The sequence below is a fragment of the Mesorhizobium sp. M0340 genome (genome assembly GCF_040321535.1).
GTDB lineage: Bacteria > Pseudomonadota > Alphaproteobacteria > Rhizobiales > Rhizobiaceae > Mesorhizobium.
This window is the reverse complement of the sequence record NZ_JAMYRR010000009.1, coordinates 25,442-39,210: the sequence shown is the minus strand read 5'-3', so window position 1 is coordinate 39,210 and position 13,769 is coordinate 25,442. Positions and strand designations below refer to the sequence as shown.

The window sequence follows — 13,769 nt, the reverse complement described above, 5'->3', positions numbered from 1 at the left end:
TCGCGGAATGGGAACGGAAGAGGTAGACGAGCATTGTTTTGCGACGCGTCAACCGATACGAGTCAAAAAATGACGCACTGCACCATAAATAATTGGCGGAGTAGCTGAAGTGTCACTTCTGCAAATCTACTGGCGAGCCCTTGGTTATCTCGCTGCCGACAGGAAACGCGTTGCGTTTATCTGCGGGGCGAATGTCGCGCTTGCCATTATCGCCATTCTCGAGCCGATTATGTTCGGCCGGGTGATCGATGCCATTTCGGACCGCGGCTCGGTATTCGCGACACTCGCAATGTGGGCCGGCCTCGGCGCGTTCAATATCATCGCCTTCGTTCTGGTAGCGCGCGGCGCCGACCGCTTTGCCCACCAGCGGCGCAGCGAGGTTCTCTGCCAGTCGTTCGAGCGCGTGATCACCATGCCGCTTGCCTGGCATCATCAGCGCGGCACCTCCAATTCCCTGCACACGCTCCTGCGCGCGGTCGAGACCCTGTTCAGCCTCTGGCTCGAATTCATGCGGCAGCATCTGTCGACCGCGGTTGCGCTGGTTCTGCTGGTGCCCACCGCGCTCAGCATGGATATCCGCATGTCGATGGTGCTGCTGGCGCTTGGCGCGCTCTATGTCGGCATCGGACGGCTGGTGATGCGGCGCACCAAGGAAGGCCAGGCGGCCGTAGAGCGGCACTACCACAAGGTGTTTGCGCATGTGACGGACTCGGTCAGCAACGTCGCCGTCCTGCAGAGCTACAACCGCATCGGCCATGAGACCGAGGCGCTGAAGCGCTACGTCAAGAACCTGCTCGACGCACAGAATCCGGTGCTCGACTGGTGGGCGATGGCCAACGCGCTGCACCGCCTGTCGTCGACGATTTCGATGATGGTGGTGCTCTTGATTGGCGCCTATCTGGTGACGCACGGCCAGTTGCGCATCGGCGACGTCATCGCCTTTACCGGCTTTGCCACACTGCTGATTGCCCGGCTCGACCAGATGTCGGCGTTCGCCAACCAGATTTCCGAGGCGCGCGCCAAGCTCGAGGAATTCTATCATCTCGAGGACTCTGCATCCGACGCCGCCGAGCCCGATGGGCTGCGCGAGCTCGTCAACGTCACGGGGCACGTGCGTTTCGAGAATGTCTGCTTCGAGTTCGGCAACTCGGGGCAGGGCGTCGACGACGCGTCGTTCGAGGTCCAGGCCGGCCAGACGGTCGCCATCGTCGGCCCCACGGGCGCCGGCAAGACGACGCTCATCAACCTTCTGCAGCGCGTCTTTACCCCGTCCAGCGGCCGTATCCTGATCGACGGCATCGACACCCGCACGGTGACCCGCAAGTCGCTGCGCCATTCGATCGCCACCGTGTTCCAGGATGCCGGCTTGCTCAACCGCTCGATCGAGGACAACATCCGCGTCGGCCGTGCGGAGGCGACCTATGACGAGGTCCATGCCGCGGCCAATGCCGCCGCCGCGCAGGATTTCATCCTGTCGAAGAGCGAGGGCTACGACACGGTCGTCGGCGAACGCGGCGGACAGCTGTCCGGTGGCGAGCGCCAGCGCATCGCGATCGCCCGCGCCGTGCTGAAGGACGCGCCCATCCTGGTTCTCGACGAGGCGACCAGCGCGCTCGACGTCGAGACGGAAGACCGTGTCAAGGACGCCATCGACGAGTTGCGGCGCGGCCGCACCACCTTCATCATCGCCCACCGCCTGACCACCGTTCGCGATGCCGATCTGGTCGTGTTCATGGACAAGGGCCGGGTGGTCGAGATGGGCGGGTTCACCGAACTGTCGCTGCGCAACGGTCGCTTCGCCAGCCTGCTGCGCGCCGGCGGCCTGCTCAACGACGAGGAGGTTCGCCGCCTCAGCCGCCCGGTGAACGAAGCCGCCTGAGCAGCGCGCTTGCCTTCTCCCCTTGCGGGAGAAGGTGGCCTCGCGAAGCGAGGTCGGATGAGGGTGCTCCGACTTGGCTCAAATCTTCATCCAAAATCCAGACTTCGGCGCACGGCGATCATTGGCGCTCACTCCGTCCAGCACCCCTCGTCCGGCTCGACGCTACGCGCCGATCCGCCTTCTTGCAAGGAGAGAAGAGAGGACGTACCGCCGCTGTGGTTGCCGCAACTCCGCCGGCGGTCTATGTAAGGCCGCATGAGCGACACGACTTCACGCCCCTCCGGCTGGATGGATATTGCCAACCCGACGCGGTTCGTCGGGCTTGCCCACAAGATCGTGCCGTGGCTAGCGAGCGTCGCCGCCGTCGTCCTCGCTGTCGGTCTCTATATGAGCTTCACGGCGCCTGAGGACTTCCAGCAGGGCATCACCGTTCGCATCATGTATATCCACGTGCCTTTCGCCTGGCTTGCCATGATGTGCTACACGCTGATGGCGGTCTCGGCACTGGGCACGCTGGTCTGGCGCCACCCGCTGGCCGACGTGGCGCTGAAATCGGCGGCACCCATCGGCGCCGTCTTCACCGCCCTTGCGCTGATCACCGGTTCGATCTGGGGCAAGCCGATGTGGGGCACCTGGTGGGTGTGGGACGCGCGGCTGACCTCCGTCTTCATCCTGTTCCTGATGTATCTCGGCATCATCGCGCTGACCCGCGCGCTAGACGATGCCGGGCGCGCCGCCTGGGCAGCGGCCATCATAACCCTGGTAGGCTTCATCAACATCCCGATCATCAAATTCTCGGTCGATTGGTGGAACACGCTGCATCAGCCGGCGTCGGTGTTCCGGCTCGGCGGCCCGACCATCGACCCCAGTTTGTTGTGGCCGTTGCTGGTGATGGCGCTCGGCTTCACAGTATTGTTCTTCGCCCTGCATCTGATGGCGATGCGCACCGAGATCCGGCGCCGCCGGGTCATTTCGATGCGCCGGGTTGCCGCGAGGCAGGCTGAACGGTAGCCAACCGATAGGATCACGCCATACGCCCGCGTGCTGCCACCGGCAGCGTCTCGATCACCTTGTCGCCTTCGATCAGATGCACCTCGTCGAACAGATTGGTGACGACGCAGCAATGGTCGGGTACGACGCGCACGCGCTCGCCGATGCGAAGCTCGGCGCCGCCCGAAAGCGTGACGTTGCCGTGCTCTTCGCTGAGGCTGGTCACTCTTGCGCCTGAAATGCCCAGCAGCTCGCCGAAATCGGCGAGCCCCAGCGTGTCGCTGGAGAGCGCCTTGCTGCCGGCGTCGAGGATGGCGCGTGTCGGCGTTGGACGGCTGACCACCGTCGACAGTACGGTCAGCGCACAATCGTCGAGGCTGCCGACGCCTTTGGCGACCTGGTAGCGGTCGAGATAGATGTAGGTGCCGGGCCGGTATTCGGTAACGACGCTATGCTCGCCGGAACGCCACATATCGGGTGTGCCGCCGCTGGAGATGCGCTCGCAAGCAAGGCCGGCTGCGGCAAGTGCTTGCTGCGCATCGGCGAGCCACGCCTCGGTTTCGGCGGCGCGGCCCGCCCCCGGGTAGGTCATCAGGCCGCCGAAGACGAGCCCCCGGACCTTGTCGATCTCGCTCGCCAGCGCGACTGCCTCGCCGGCCGACTGCACACCGCAGCGGCCCATGCCGGTGTCGCATTCGACCAGCACCGGCAGGCGGTGGCCGGGATCGGTAAAGGTGGCGGCAAGCCCCATCAGCGTGTCCATGCTGTCCGTTGTCACCGACAGCGTTACGCGGCCGTGCAGCGCCTTGAGGCGTTCCAGCTTGGCCCGCCCGAGGATATTGTAGGGCAGAAAGATGTCGGTCAGTCCGGCATCGGCCATGATTTCGGCCTCGCCGATCTTCTGGCAGGTGATGCCGATGGCCCCGGCCGCGACCTGCTTTTTCGCCCAGTAGGGCAGCTTATGGGTCTTGATGTGCGGCCGGAGCTTCAGGCCGTGCCGGTCGGCATGGGCCTGCGCCCGCGCGATGTTGGCTTCTGCGCGGCGGGCGTCGATCAGGATCGCCGGCGTATCGAGGTCGTCTATGCTGCGCATGGAATGTCACCTTTGGGAATTTGTCAGGACTTATGGCCCTGATCGTCGCCGATGTCATGAGGCCAGAATGCGGTTTACGTCGACACCGGATCGGTGTTCGGTTATGCGCTGTAGGCGCCGCCTGAAGAAGGGATCATGATCATGAAACGCTCCGCCATCAACGACATCATCCGCGACGCCGACGCCTTCATCCGTTCGTTCGGCTACATCATGCCGCCCTTCGCCTACTGGACCCCGGAAGAGCTGAAGGCGCACCGGCAGGATTCGGCGGCCATCTTCTCGTCGCGGCTCGGCTGGGACATCACCGATTACGGCCAGGGCAAGTTCGACGAGCTCGGCCTGTTCCTGTTCACCGTTCGCAACGGCCGCTACGAGGACATGAAGAAGGGCATGGGCATGCTCTATGCCGAAAAGATCATGATCTCGCGCAAGGATCAGCTGTCGCCGATGCACCGCCACAACATCAAGGCCGAGGACATCATCAACCGTGGCGGCGGCAAGCTGGTGCTGGAGCTGTTCATGCATGATCGCGATGGCGGCATCGATCAGAAGGCCGAAGTATCGGTGCCTGTCGACGGAACCATGCACAGGCTGCCCGCGGGTGGGCTGCTGAAGCTCGACCCAGGCCAGAGCGTGACGCTGCTGCCGGGCGTCTGGCACGCCTTCTGGGCCGAGGGCAAGGACGTGCTGATCGGCGAGGTCTCTACCGTCAATGACGATCTCACCGACAACGTTTTTCACGAGCCGATCGGCCGCTTCGCGGACATCGACGAGGACACAGCACCGCTGCACCTCTTGGTGTCCGATTACGAGAAGTGGGTGGGCTAGGGCAGGAGGTGGCGCTGGTCGGAAATGCCGAAACCGATAGCTAGGAGTCCCAATTCAGCTGCTGCAAAAATGTCCGAAAACCGATTGTGCTGTCACTGAATTCGCTCGTGCTATGCAGTGAACAAACGATATCCACCGTGGGCGGCGCTTCTATTCTCACTATTATTAAACGCACTCCGTCATCCAGGATCTCAACGCCCGTTTCTCGTTTCCAATTTCCGCCCACTTGCTGAAGTCTGGGGGAGGAATCGTCGAATTGCTCTCGCATCGATTCGTCGTTTGGAAAGGGAGTGTCGGTGAGGCTGCTGAATTCTTCCCAGGACCCAGAGACCGCCGCCTGAATTGCGCGATCTATCCTGGATTCCTCAATCGCGCTAATTTTGACCTGCATCTCGTCCCTCCTCCGGTCTAACGCTGATGCTTGTCGGCCCTGCGGTTGCCCAGCAGGAGCTTGCGTTCGAGATGCGCCCGCAACTCCCCATAATACGCCGTCAGGAATGCGCGTGCGTCATGGGCTTGTGGTGCCGCGCCGATCTTGCGTCCGATCGTTTCGGCCACCGTCCGCAGGGCGAAATAGTCGTCGCGGCGCAGCACCTCCTCCAGCTTGTGGAGTTCGGCAATCCCGTAGGCATCGAGCTGGGTGTGGCTGAACCGGAACGCGCCGGCCGCCGGATCCTGTCGTGCCGACAGGTCTTCAAGCAAGGCGCGCTTCGGCGCCTCGACCACCCAGGTCCCTGCCAACAGGTCGCCAATCCGCATGCGGTCTCGATTGAACAGCGGGAACAAGGCAAACAGCAGCGTCCACACTAGTCCGAAGATTGTCGTCAGTGCGTCTGCAAGGTCGGTCCCGCTGCGTCCGGCGATGATCGACAGCGGCAGGAACACCTCGATCTCGCGCATCAGGTTGCGGGCAATGACCTGGTCGATCGACAGGCCGTCGCCACTGCGCGACGCGACCCGGATGCCGACGATCCGCTTGCCGGGCGTAGACGCGCGCCGGCCTGCTTCGAAGGCGATGAAGTAGGCGTTGCGCAGAAAGAAGATCAGGATGATCCAGACGACGAAGAGCGGCTGAAATCCCTCGCTGCCAAGGCCTCCCACCCCGAACAGCGCGACGATCGTGATCACGATTGCAGCCACGGCGATGAACACGACGTCGAGAAGGAAGGCGGAGGCCCGCGTGCCGGCGTCGGCCAGCCTTATCCGGAGATCGACGCCTTCGGGCGTGATCAGCGGCCGTACGGCCGCGAAGACGGCGCGCCTACCGAGCGCCATGCCGCACCGCCCGGAACAGGTAGAAATAGCCGAGCCACAGCGCCAGCATGCCACCGCCAATGGCGTAGCGCGTGACGTCGCTGGTGATGGTCTGCCTGCCAATGCCCTCGAGCAGCCCGGCAAACAGCAGCATGACCGAGACCCCGACCATGGCGTTCGCGGCAATGCGTCCGGCACGAGCCGCTGCCGCCATGCGTGTCAATTCGCCGGGAAAGGCGATGCTGGTGCCGATGCGCATGCCGGCCGCGCCGGCCAAAGCGATCGCGAACAATTCGGTGGTGCCGTGGATGGCCAGCCAACCGCCGAGCTCCATGCCAAGTCCCTTGGACCAGTAGACTTGGAACAACGCCCCGATCATGCAGCCGTTGAACAGCATCAGCAGCACTGTCGGCACCGCGAAGGCGAAGCCAAGGGCGAAGGCCAGGATTGAGACCTGGACGTTGTGCGTGAACAGATAGGCGGCAAAGCCTGAGAGAAAGCCATTGTCGCCATCATAAAGCATGTTGCGCAGCAGTTCGGCCGACGTGTCGGGGCCGCGGCCTCCTGCCAGTCCGGGCGGGATGATCGCGTCGAACCAGCTCTTGTCGGATGCCACCAGCCAGGCGCCTGCACCAATGCCGATCACCATCAGCGCGACCGACGCCAATGTCTCGCGCCACAGGTCGCGAATGGCCTCGGGCCAGTCGTGCAGGAAGAAATCGGCGAGGCGCTGCCGCAGCCCGCGACGCGCGCCGTAGAGATAGAAATAACCGCGCAGCGACAGCGCTTCGAGATAGCCGACCAGCGCATTGTCGAGCGAGGTTGCGCGCGCCACTGACAGGGAAGACAACGCCGATCGATAGAGCAGGGGCAGCGACAGCAGCTCCTCTTCGGAAAGCGTCCGCGGCGCACGCTTCTCGACACGCGCCAGCAGCGCCTCGAATCCCTTCCAGTCGGCCTCGCGCTCGCGGCGGAAGCTGGCCAGCGACTGGCGTACCGCGTCGCCACGTGCAGCATTGTCGACGACTGGCGCCGTCACAGCAAGTCCTCCTGCTTGAACTGCAGATAGCGCTCGACCAGCGCGGGACCCAGCCGATTGTGGTCGGCTTCAATCACATGCGCCCCGAGCAGGCGCAGCCGGCCGATGACGACCTGCCTTTCGCGCAAAAGCCCTCCGGCGACGACCGCGCGGGCAACGTCCTCGCCAGAGCGTGGCGGCATATCGGCCAGGCCCTCCAGCTCGGTGTCCTTCATCAGCATGAACAGCACGAGATGCCGTTCGGTGAGCCGGCCCACGGTGCGCAGCATCAATTCCGCGCTGATCGGATCGACAAAATCGGTGAAGATGATGACGAGCGAGCGGCGGTCGAGCCGCGCCGCGAGCGTCGTCAGCGCCAGCGTGAAATTGGTCTCCTCGCTGGAATAGTCGATCTCCGCCGCTCGTTTCTGGATCATCGCAAAGTTGGCGGGGCCGCGTACCGCGCCGCTCGAAACGCGCGGCCTTGCATCGAAGCCAAACAGGCTGACCATATCGCCGCCCTTCAGCGCGATGAACGCCGACAGCAAGGCGGCCGTCACGGCGCGGTCCACCTTAGGCACACCGTCGACCGGCTCGCACATCAGGCGTCCGCTATCGATGGCCAGCACGATGTTGTTGTTCTCCTCGATGCGGAACTCGCGCGCCAACAGCTTGCCGTGGCGGGCGCTGCGCTTCCAGTCGATCATCCGCCGGCCCATGCCCGGCTGGTAATCCTTGAGCGCGTCGAACTCGCGGCCTTGACCGGCGCGGCGCTGCGCATGGCCTTCGGCAAGCGCCGCATGTTGCAGAAGCGTGATCGCTTCGCCGCGAGCGCTGCTGACGTTGGGCAGCACCGCAATCTTGCTTTCCACCGGCAGCACGACCTGGTTCCAGACCAGCCCAAACGGCCCGCGCCAGCGCACCCAGAGACGGTCGAAGCTGGCGATGCCGCGCCGCAGCGCCTGGAAGCGGAGGTTGAGCGACCCGCCTCTGGCGGTCGGCTGCAAGGCCCCGCCGCTGCCGCTCACCGGCGCCAGACGCGCATCGTGGCCGACGCGAGCCTCGGCGGCGCGCGGCCCCGAGTGACGAGCGGTGATTTGCACGCCGAATTCCCCACCGACACCGACCTGCTGCGGCGCATCGATGCTGGCATTCAGCGATGCCCGTCCGCGTCCCGCCGCGGCATCCACCGCCAGGAAGGCAAGCAGCAGGCAACTCCACAGCAATCCCAGATACCAGAAGGACGGCAATGCCAGCGCGACCAGGAAGGCCGGCACCGCGCCGGCAGCAGCTGCCCACACCGCTCGGCCGCTGGGATAGATCAACGTGGTGCTTCCGTCCGGTCGACCAGGTCGGAGACGATCTGCTCGACCAGGCGGCCGTCGATCTGGGCGGCAGGCGAAAGGATGACGCGATGGCGCAGTGCCGGCACCGCCAGCGCCTTGACGTCGTCGGGGATCACATAGGCGCGTCCGTCCAGCGCCGCCCGGGCACGCGCCGCCCGCGCCAGCATGGCGCCGGCGCGCGGGCTGGCTCCGACTTCCAGATCGGCATTTTCGCGCGTAGCCCGAACCAGCGCCGCTATGTAGCCGACGACATCGTCGACAAGGGTGACGGAGCCGACGACTTCAAGGGCCTCCTGCAGCGTCTCGCGGTCTGTCTGCGCCTTGATGCCGTATTGCGCGATCTCGTGCGAGGCGGAGCCGCCGCCGTGATGGACGATGATGGCCCGTTCTTCTTCGGGGCCGGGATAGCTGACGCGGTGCTTGAACAGGAAGCGGTCGAGCTGCGCCTCCGGCAGCGGATAGACACCCTGGTGCTCGATTGGATTCTGGGTCGCGACGACCATGAAGTTGCGGCCGAGCGAATGCGTGGTGCCGTCGAAGGTGACCGCATGTTCCTGCATCGCCTCGAGCAGTGCGGCCTGCGTCTTGGGCGGCGTGCGGTTGATTTCGTCGGCAAGCAGGAGATCGCAGAAGATCGGGCCGCGCGTCAGCGTGAACTGCCCGGTCTGGAAGTTGTAGATGTTCGACCCGACGATATCGCCCGGCATCAGGTCCGGCGTGAACTGGATCCGCCCGTAGGCGATCCCAAGCGCCTGGGCGAAGCAGCGCGCCGTCATGGTCTTGGCCGTGCCCGGAGGACCTTCGAGCAGGATATGCCCGCCCGCAAACAAGGCGGTCAGCATCAGGTCGACTGTATCGTGCTGCCCGGTAATCGCCTTGGCAACTTCTTCCCTGATCCGTGTCGCCAGGGCCTTCACATCATCGACGTTCACCGAGCCTCCTTGCCGTCCAGTCGTGCAGCCGTCCTGCTGCCTGTTGCATCTGCGCCAGGTTCTTGGCCTCGCCGGCGGCTTGCGAACGCGTCGTGAAGGCGCCAGCTTGCTCCTTATCGCGAGAGTCGAGCCAGCGGTCGAGCGCTTTGCCTTGCAGTCCGTGCGGTGCCCCGAGCAGCGCGCCGGCGCGCACCCGCATCAAGGCCGCATAGCGGCCTCCCAGCTCATCCAGCCGGCCGGCACGCCGCATGAGCATCGCCGTCGTATCGACCAGCGCACGCTTGCCGAAGGCGATCGCGCGCTGGTCGATACTCGGCGGGCCGAACCGGCCAAGGCCATGCAGGAACGCCAGGGCTGCCGCGATCAGGATCGTCAGTGTCAGCGCCAGGAACGGCGGCTCGACCAGAAGCTTGGCCAGATCATACTTCCGCCCCGCGCCGTGCAGCGTCAGATCGAACATCACGGGGCCGTCGTCGGGCTGGAGCAAGGCAATCAGCCCGAGCGCGGCTGCTGCCTTCTCGGGGTCCTTGAGGGCGGCGTTGTTGATCAGGTCGGGGTCGGTCAGGATATAGAACGGCTTGTCGTCCAGTTCGGTAAGCACAGCCTTGTCATTGCCGGCTGCGATGAGAGGGTACTTGTCGGCCACCCACTGCAATTCTTCGGGTGCGGCAACCATGTTGCCTTCGATGTCGAGTTGCTTTGCCGTGCTCTGGCCGGCACCGATCTTCGCATCGGCGATGCGGCCAAGCCATTCGCTCACCACCGAACCGGGCAATCGCCCGAATTTCATGTTCCAGCCTTCATGCCCCTGCAGCGGCAGGATCTGCCATTTGGGCAACACGAAGAGCGTGTTCTGGTCCTGGCGAAGCTCAAGAATGCGGTCAAGCGCCTCCTGGTCGCTGTCGGGCGAGATGGTGACGATCAGCAGTGTGTCGGTGCCGAGATCGTCCTCCGTCCGCGCCATGGCCGGCGCCTCGCCGGTGAGCCGCAGCCATTCCACCAGACCGGCGTAGCCGACGCCGCTCTTCGACAGCGGCGTGGCGCCGCCATTGCCGGGTTGCCGGAAATCGGGAGCATAGGTGGACAGCAGGAAGAAACCGGCCGCCGCAAGCAGGCTGGCGAAAATCCCCCAAAACAGTGTCTTTCGATTGAACGGCTCCTGCGCCTCGACCGCTGGTGCGCTCACGTCCAGGCTTCCCGGAAGGCGAAACGTTCATAGGCGCCGCGTGCTTGCCGCCAGCCCTCCGCGCCAACCGGCCGGCGCGCGAAGAGCGCCGCCTCGACGATGCGGGCGATCTCGGTGAACGCATGGCGTGCCCTTCCCGGCAGGGAAGGGGCATTGGCGATGTCGCGCGCGGTGAGCGACGGGCGCAGGAAGTCCGGCAGCCGGCCGGCAATGTCGGCGACGCTGCGCCGAAGCAAAAGGTGAACCGCCTCGTCATAGTCGCCGCGTGCGGCCAACGCATCCGCTTGCGACAACAGGATCTGCGCGGCGCCGGCGTCTGGGCGCCAAGCTTCTTCGTCTTCGACTTCGGGCCGCGCGCGCTGCCACGGCAGCCGCCAGGCGATGCCTTTCACCTCGACGAAGACCAAAAGCAGGATGATTGCGACGCCCGATATCACCGCCCCCCAGAACAGATAGATCATGTAGGGGCCGAGCCACGACAAAAAATCCTGCAGCGGCTTCAGCCACTCGGGCGGCTTTGGCGGCATATAGGCCGGCAGGTCGAACTGGATCGACTCATCGGCGATCAACTGCTTGTGCAGATTGGTCAGCCGTTCGGCTTCCGCTGTGCCTGGCTGTGCCACCGCCACCCGCTCCCCTGCAACCTGTGGTTCCGAGCCGACACTGACAATGCAGCGGAACAATTGCAAGTGGGCTGGACGGCGACGGTTAATCTTGGCAGAATTACTGTTAGGGGCGCCGTGATACTGTTACGGTGAAACACGGGGGGAAATCATGGCTTCAACGACACTGGAACGGCCTGAGAAATTCGAGATCGGCAGGGTGTTCAACAACAGCTTCGCCGTAATCGGCCGCAACATCGGCTTGTGCGTTGGGCTCGCGCTGCTGTTTTCAGGCTTGCCGGCGATTATTCTTCGGCTGTGGAGCCAACCACAAATAGATGCGGTTCTGCAGGGCGACCCCGGCGCCGCGGCCGATCCGTCTATGATGTTTCAGAATTCATGGATTACGGTTATTACGGGATTGCTATCGTTCGTTTTCGCGCTGCTGCTCCAGTCGGCGCTGGTGCGGGCGACGATCGAGGACTTGAACGGCAAGCGGCCGACGTTTGGCGACTGCATTCAGATAGCCATCCGCAATTTGCTGCCGACCCTTGGTATTGGCCTGCTCGTCGGCCTGGGTGTGGGCCTGGCGTCGATAGCCTTGCTGGTTCCCGGCATCATCTTATGGCTCGGATGGTGTGTGGCGGTGCCGGTCCTGATCCAGGAGCGGCTTGGCGTGTTCGGTTCGATGTCGCGCAGCCGTGTGCTGACCAAGGGCAACCGCTGGCCGCTATTTGGCCTCTTCCTGATCCTGATGGTCATCGCGATGGTCATCCAGTGGGTGATGCTGGCAGTCATCGTCATGTTTGGCGGGATCATTGCCGATGTGGCGGGAGCCTTGGTGTCGACCGTACTGTCGATGGTGCTGTCGGTGGCCACGGCGGTCAGCTATGTCGAACTGCGTCAGGTCAAGGAAGGCACCAGCGTCGAAGAACTGTCGCAAATCTTCTCCTGAGGACGGTGGAGGCTTTTCACCGACATCTCGGCTCTCGCGTTGCGCTCGAGCAGCCGAGCTTGTTCACAAAGCGTTTGTCTGCGCCGGTAACGCTGCGGCCAGGCGCTTCGCCCATTCCTCGATGCCGGAGCGGCCCGCCAGCAGGTCCTGCCTGATCTCGATGAGGACGGCAGGAATGCCGCGATCGTCGCCGTGGACCGGTATGGCGTAGTCGCCGTCGCGGCTGATCACGTAGGGCTCGTTCGCCGCGACATTGAGCGCAATGTCGGCGCGCAGGCCGGCAAGCACTGCCTGGCCGAAATCGATTGCCCGATCGTAAAGCACGCCCGCGTGCCCGGGCCTGCGGACACCGAGGAAGACCGGCGTGAAGGAGTGGATTGTCGCGATCCGCGTCGCTCTGCCCTGCTTTGCCCGGTTGTCGAGATGGGCGGCCACGCGGTCATGAAACGGCGCGAACATGATTTCGGCACGCCGGCTTCGTTCCTCCGGATCGAGGCCGACATCGCCGGGGATGTCCGTGTCCTCCGACAGCGCCGGAATGCTGCCGCTGGAGCCAAGCGGCCGTCTTCGGTCAGGCTCTGGATGATGGTGTGGATCACCTCGACGCCATTGGCCCGCGCCGCCGCCAGCAGGCGCTCCTGGTTGGGGATCGTTTGCGACGCGGTCTGCCGGTAGAAGTAGTGGTCGGGACCGCGCTCCGGATGCGCCGGATCAGCACCCGGCTCGAGCCGGACGCGCTGCATGTCGACCAAGAGCAGCGCGGTCTCGCCGCCCCGGAACGGCTCGTTTCGTTTCGGCAGTGATGGCGTCATGCTTGGGGTCCTGTGTTGCCGATCACAATCCGGCTGATTTAGCTGATTTTGGTCCGCGCGTCCTGCGTGGCGGACACACTTATTGGGAGTATTCGAAGTCGCTAATTTGAGTTAAGCTTTGTTCTCGGGCGTGGAGACGGGGGTCTCTGTCATGATCGATTCAGACGTGTTCGACTTTGTCGAACGCTGCAGGAAACACACAGCCACCGGGCCGCTGCTGAGCGACCTTCTTGATACCGTGAGGAATCTGGGCTTCGAGCACCTTATCCTGAGCGGTGTGCCGCTCAGTGGCCAGAAACTTGCGCCGATGGTTGAACTGAATGGCTGGCCGGCGGGCTGGTTCGAACGCTATGTCGAGGCCGAGCATGCCGCGGTTGATGGTGTTTGCATCTACTCGGCAAAGACCCTGAAGCCGTTCCTTTGGTCCGAAGTCCCGGCAAAGTGGTCGGATACGGAAGGTTCACGACGCGTTGCCGGCGAGGCGACGGAGTTCGGCATCTGGAGCGGCTTCGCCGTGCCGATGCTCAGCATTCACCATTGGCAATCCGTGCTGTCGTTTGCCTCGTCCGCGAAGTCCTGCACCCTGTCGCCGCGCCATCAAGTGCAACTGGTGACCATGGCGGTCTACGCCGGCATGTCGATTCAGGCGTTGTCGAATGACGGTGACGACGCCGAAGGCCTGCTGACCGACCGCGAAAAAGAGGTGCTCTTGTGGGCTGCGGCCGGCAAGACCTCGTCGGAGACATCCCAAATCCTTGGTCTGACCGAGCGAACGGTCAAATGGCACTCCACCCGGGCCCGGGAAGCGTTTGGCGTCGCCACGACCACGCAAGCGGTCGTCGAGGCGGTGCGCCGGCGCCTGATCCACCCCTAG

Annotated in this window: 14 protein-coding genes and 1 pseudogene; 5 read left to right on the top strand and 10 right to left on the bottom strand. The window is 64.1% G+C overall.

Annotated elements, in window-relative coordinates:
- The first annotated feature begins 109 nt into the window (after positions 1-109).
- Positions 110-1,879 (top strand): glucan ABC transporter ATP-binding protein/ permease, encoded by a 1,770-nt coding sequence (locus NKI79_RS15185; RefSeq protein ID WP_254817502.1) that lies wholly within the window; start codon positions 110-112, stop codon positions 1,877-1,879.
- Positions 1,880-2,134: 255 nt separating this feature from the next.
- Positions 2,135-2,890 carry a heme ABC transporter permease gene (locus tag NKI79_RS15180; protein WP_352802420.1) on the top strand — a complete coding sequence of 252 codons (756 nt, stop codon included), beginning with the start codon at positions 2,135-2,137 and terminating at the stop codon, positions 2,888-2,890.
- Between the two features lie 13 nt (positions 2,891-2,903).
- Here NKI79_RS15180 and NKI79_RS15175 read toward each other — a convergent pair whose 3' ends face one another.
- A complete protein-coding gene (locus NKI79_RS15175) occupies positions 2,904-3,962 on the bottom strand; it encodes a D-TA family PLP-dependent enzyme (protein WP_352802418.1) in 1,059 nt (352 codons plus the stop codon).
- 141 nt (positions 3,963-4,103) lie between these two features.
- Between NKI79_RS15175 and NKI79_RS15170 the strand changes: the two genes are divergently transcribed.
- Complete coding sequence (locus NKI79_RS15170) at positions 4,104-4,790, top strand: D-lyxose/D-mannose family sugar isomerase (RefSeq protein ID WP_352802416.1); 687 nt, start codon at positions 4,104-4,106, stop codon at positions 4,788-4,790.
- A 40-nt stretch (positions 4,791-4,830) separates the two neighbouring features.
- Here the strand turns inward: NKI79_RS15170 and NKI79_RS15165 are convergent, their stop codons facing one another.
- Genes NKI79_RS15165 through NKI79_RS15135 form a run of 7 tightly spaced genes read right to left on the bottom strand, consistent with a single transcriptional unit; the run spans position 4,831 to position 11,149 of the window.
- Complete coding sequence (locus NKI79_RS15165; RefSeq protein WP_352802414.1) at positions 4,831-5,181, bottom strand: hypothetical protein; 351 nt, start codon at positions 5,179-5,181, stop codon at positions 4,831-4,833.
- Positions 5,182-5,198: 17 nt separating this feature from the next.
- Positions 5,199-6,065 carry an RDD family protein gene (locus tag NKI79_RS15160; RefSeq protein WP_352480601.1) on the bottom strand — a complete coding sequence of 289 codons (867 nt, stop codon included), beginning with the start codon at positions 6,063-6,065 and terminating at the stop codon, positions 5,199-5,201.
- Positions 6,052-7,083 carry a stage II sporulation protein M gene (locus NKI79_RS15155; RefSeq protein WP_352802412.1) on the bottom strand — a complete coding sequence of 344 codons (1,032 nt, stop codon included), beginning with the start codon at positions 7,081-7,083 and terminating at the stop codon, positions 6,052-6,054. The genes NKI79_RS15160 and NKI79_RS15155 overlap by 14 nt, the downstream gene beginning before the upstream one ends.
- Entirely contained in the window at positions 7,080-8,387 is a 1,308-nt protein-coding gene (locus NKI79_RS15150; RefSeq protein ID WP_352802411.1) for a DUF58 domain-containing protein, read from the bottom strand. Before NKI79_RS15150 ends, NKI79_RS15155 begins: the two co-directional genes overlap by 4 nt.
- Positions 8,384-9,340 carry an AAA family ATPase gene (locus NKI79_RS15145; RefSeq protein WP_352802410.1) on the bottom strand — a complete coding sequence of 319 codons (957 nt, stop codon included), beginning with the start codon at positions 9,338-9,340 and terminating at the stop codon, positions 8,384-8,386. Before NKI79_RS15145 ends, NKI79_RS15150 begins: the two co-directional genes overlap by 4 nt.
- Positions 9,327-10,526 (bottom strand): DUF4350 domain-containing protein, encoded by a 1,200-nt coding sequence (locus tag NKI79_RS15140; RefSeq protein WP_352802409.1) that lies wholly within the window; start codon positions 10,524-10,526, stop codon positions 9,327-9,329. The genes NKI79_RS15145 and NKI79_RS15140 overlap by 14 nt, the downstream gene beginning before the upstream one ends.
- On the bottom strand, positions 10,523-11,149 hold the full coding sequence (locus NKI79_RS15135) for a DUF4129 domain-containing protein (protein WP_352802407.1): 627 nt from the start codon (positions 11,147-11,149) through the stop codon (positions 10,523-10,525). Before NKI79_RS15135 ends, NKI79_RS15140 begins: the two co-directional genes overlap by 4 nt.
- 199 nt (positions 11,150-11,348) lie before the next feature.
- Here NKI79_RS15135 and NKI79_RS15130 point away from each other — a divergent pair, with 199 nt between their 5' ends.
- The gene (locus NKI79_RS15130) at positions 11,349-12,083 is read left to right on the top strand and encodes a hypothetical protein (protein ID WP_352802406.1); all 735 of its coding nucleotides are present in this window, start codon (positions 11,349-11,351) and stop codon (positions 12,081-12,083) included.
- A 63-nt stretch (positions 12,084-12,146) separates the two neighbouring features.
- Here NKI79_RS15130 and NKI79_RS15125 read toward each other — a convergent pair whose 3' ends face one another.
- Positions 12,147-12,596 (bottom strand): N-formylglutamate amidohydrolase, encoded by a 450-nt coding sequence (locus tag NKI79_RS15125; protein ID WP_352802660.1) that lies wholly within the window; start codon positions 12,594-12,596, stop codon positions 12,147-12,149.
- A 44-nt stretch (positions 12,597-12,640) separates the two neighbouring features.
- Positions 12,641-12,895: pseudogene (locus NKI79_RS15120) on the bottom strand (cysteine hydrolase); the annotation flags it as partial.
- 151 nt (positions 12,896-13,046) lie between these two features.
- Between NKI79_RS15120 and NKI79_RS15115 the strand changes: the two are divergent.
- Complete coding sequence (locus NKI79_RS15115) at positions 13,047-13,769, top strand: helix-turn-helix transcriptional regulator (RefSeq protein WP_352802404.1); 723 nt, start codon at positions 13,047-13,049, stop codon at positions 13,767-13,769.

What these genes read in the sequence shown, in the direction of transcription:
- NKI79_RS15115 (WP_352802404.1), top strand. Translation starts at nt 13,047, where the DNA reads ATGATCGATTCAGACGTGTTCGACTTTGTCGAACGCTGCAGGAAACAC.
- NKI79_RS15160 (WP_352480601.1), bottom strand. Translation starts at nt 6,065, where the DNA reads ATGGCGCTCGGTAGGCGCGCCGTCTTCGCGGCCGTACGGCCGCTGATC.
- NKI79_RS15170 (WP_352802416.1), top strand. Translation starts at nt 4,104, where the DNA reads ATGAAACGCTCCGCCATCAACGACATCATCCGCGACGCCGACGCCTTC.
- NKI79_RS15175 (WP_352802418.1), bottom strand. Translation starts at nt 3,962, where the DNA reads ATGCGCAGCATAGACGACCTCGATACGCCGGCGATCCTGATCGACGCC.
- NKI79_RS15180 (WP_352802420.1), top strand. Translation starts at nt 2,135, where the DNA reads ATGAGCGACACGACTTCACGCCCCTCCGGCTGGATGGATATTGCCAAC.
- NKI79_RS15165 (WP_352802414.1), bottom strand. Translation starts at nt 5,181, where the DNA reads ATGCAGGTCAAAATTAGCGCGATTGAGGAATCCAGGATAGATCGCGCA.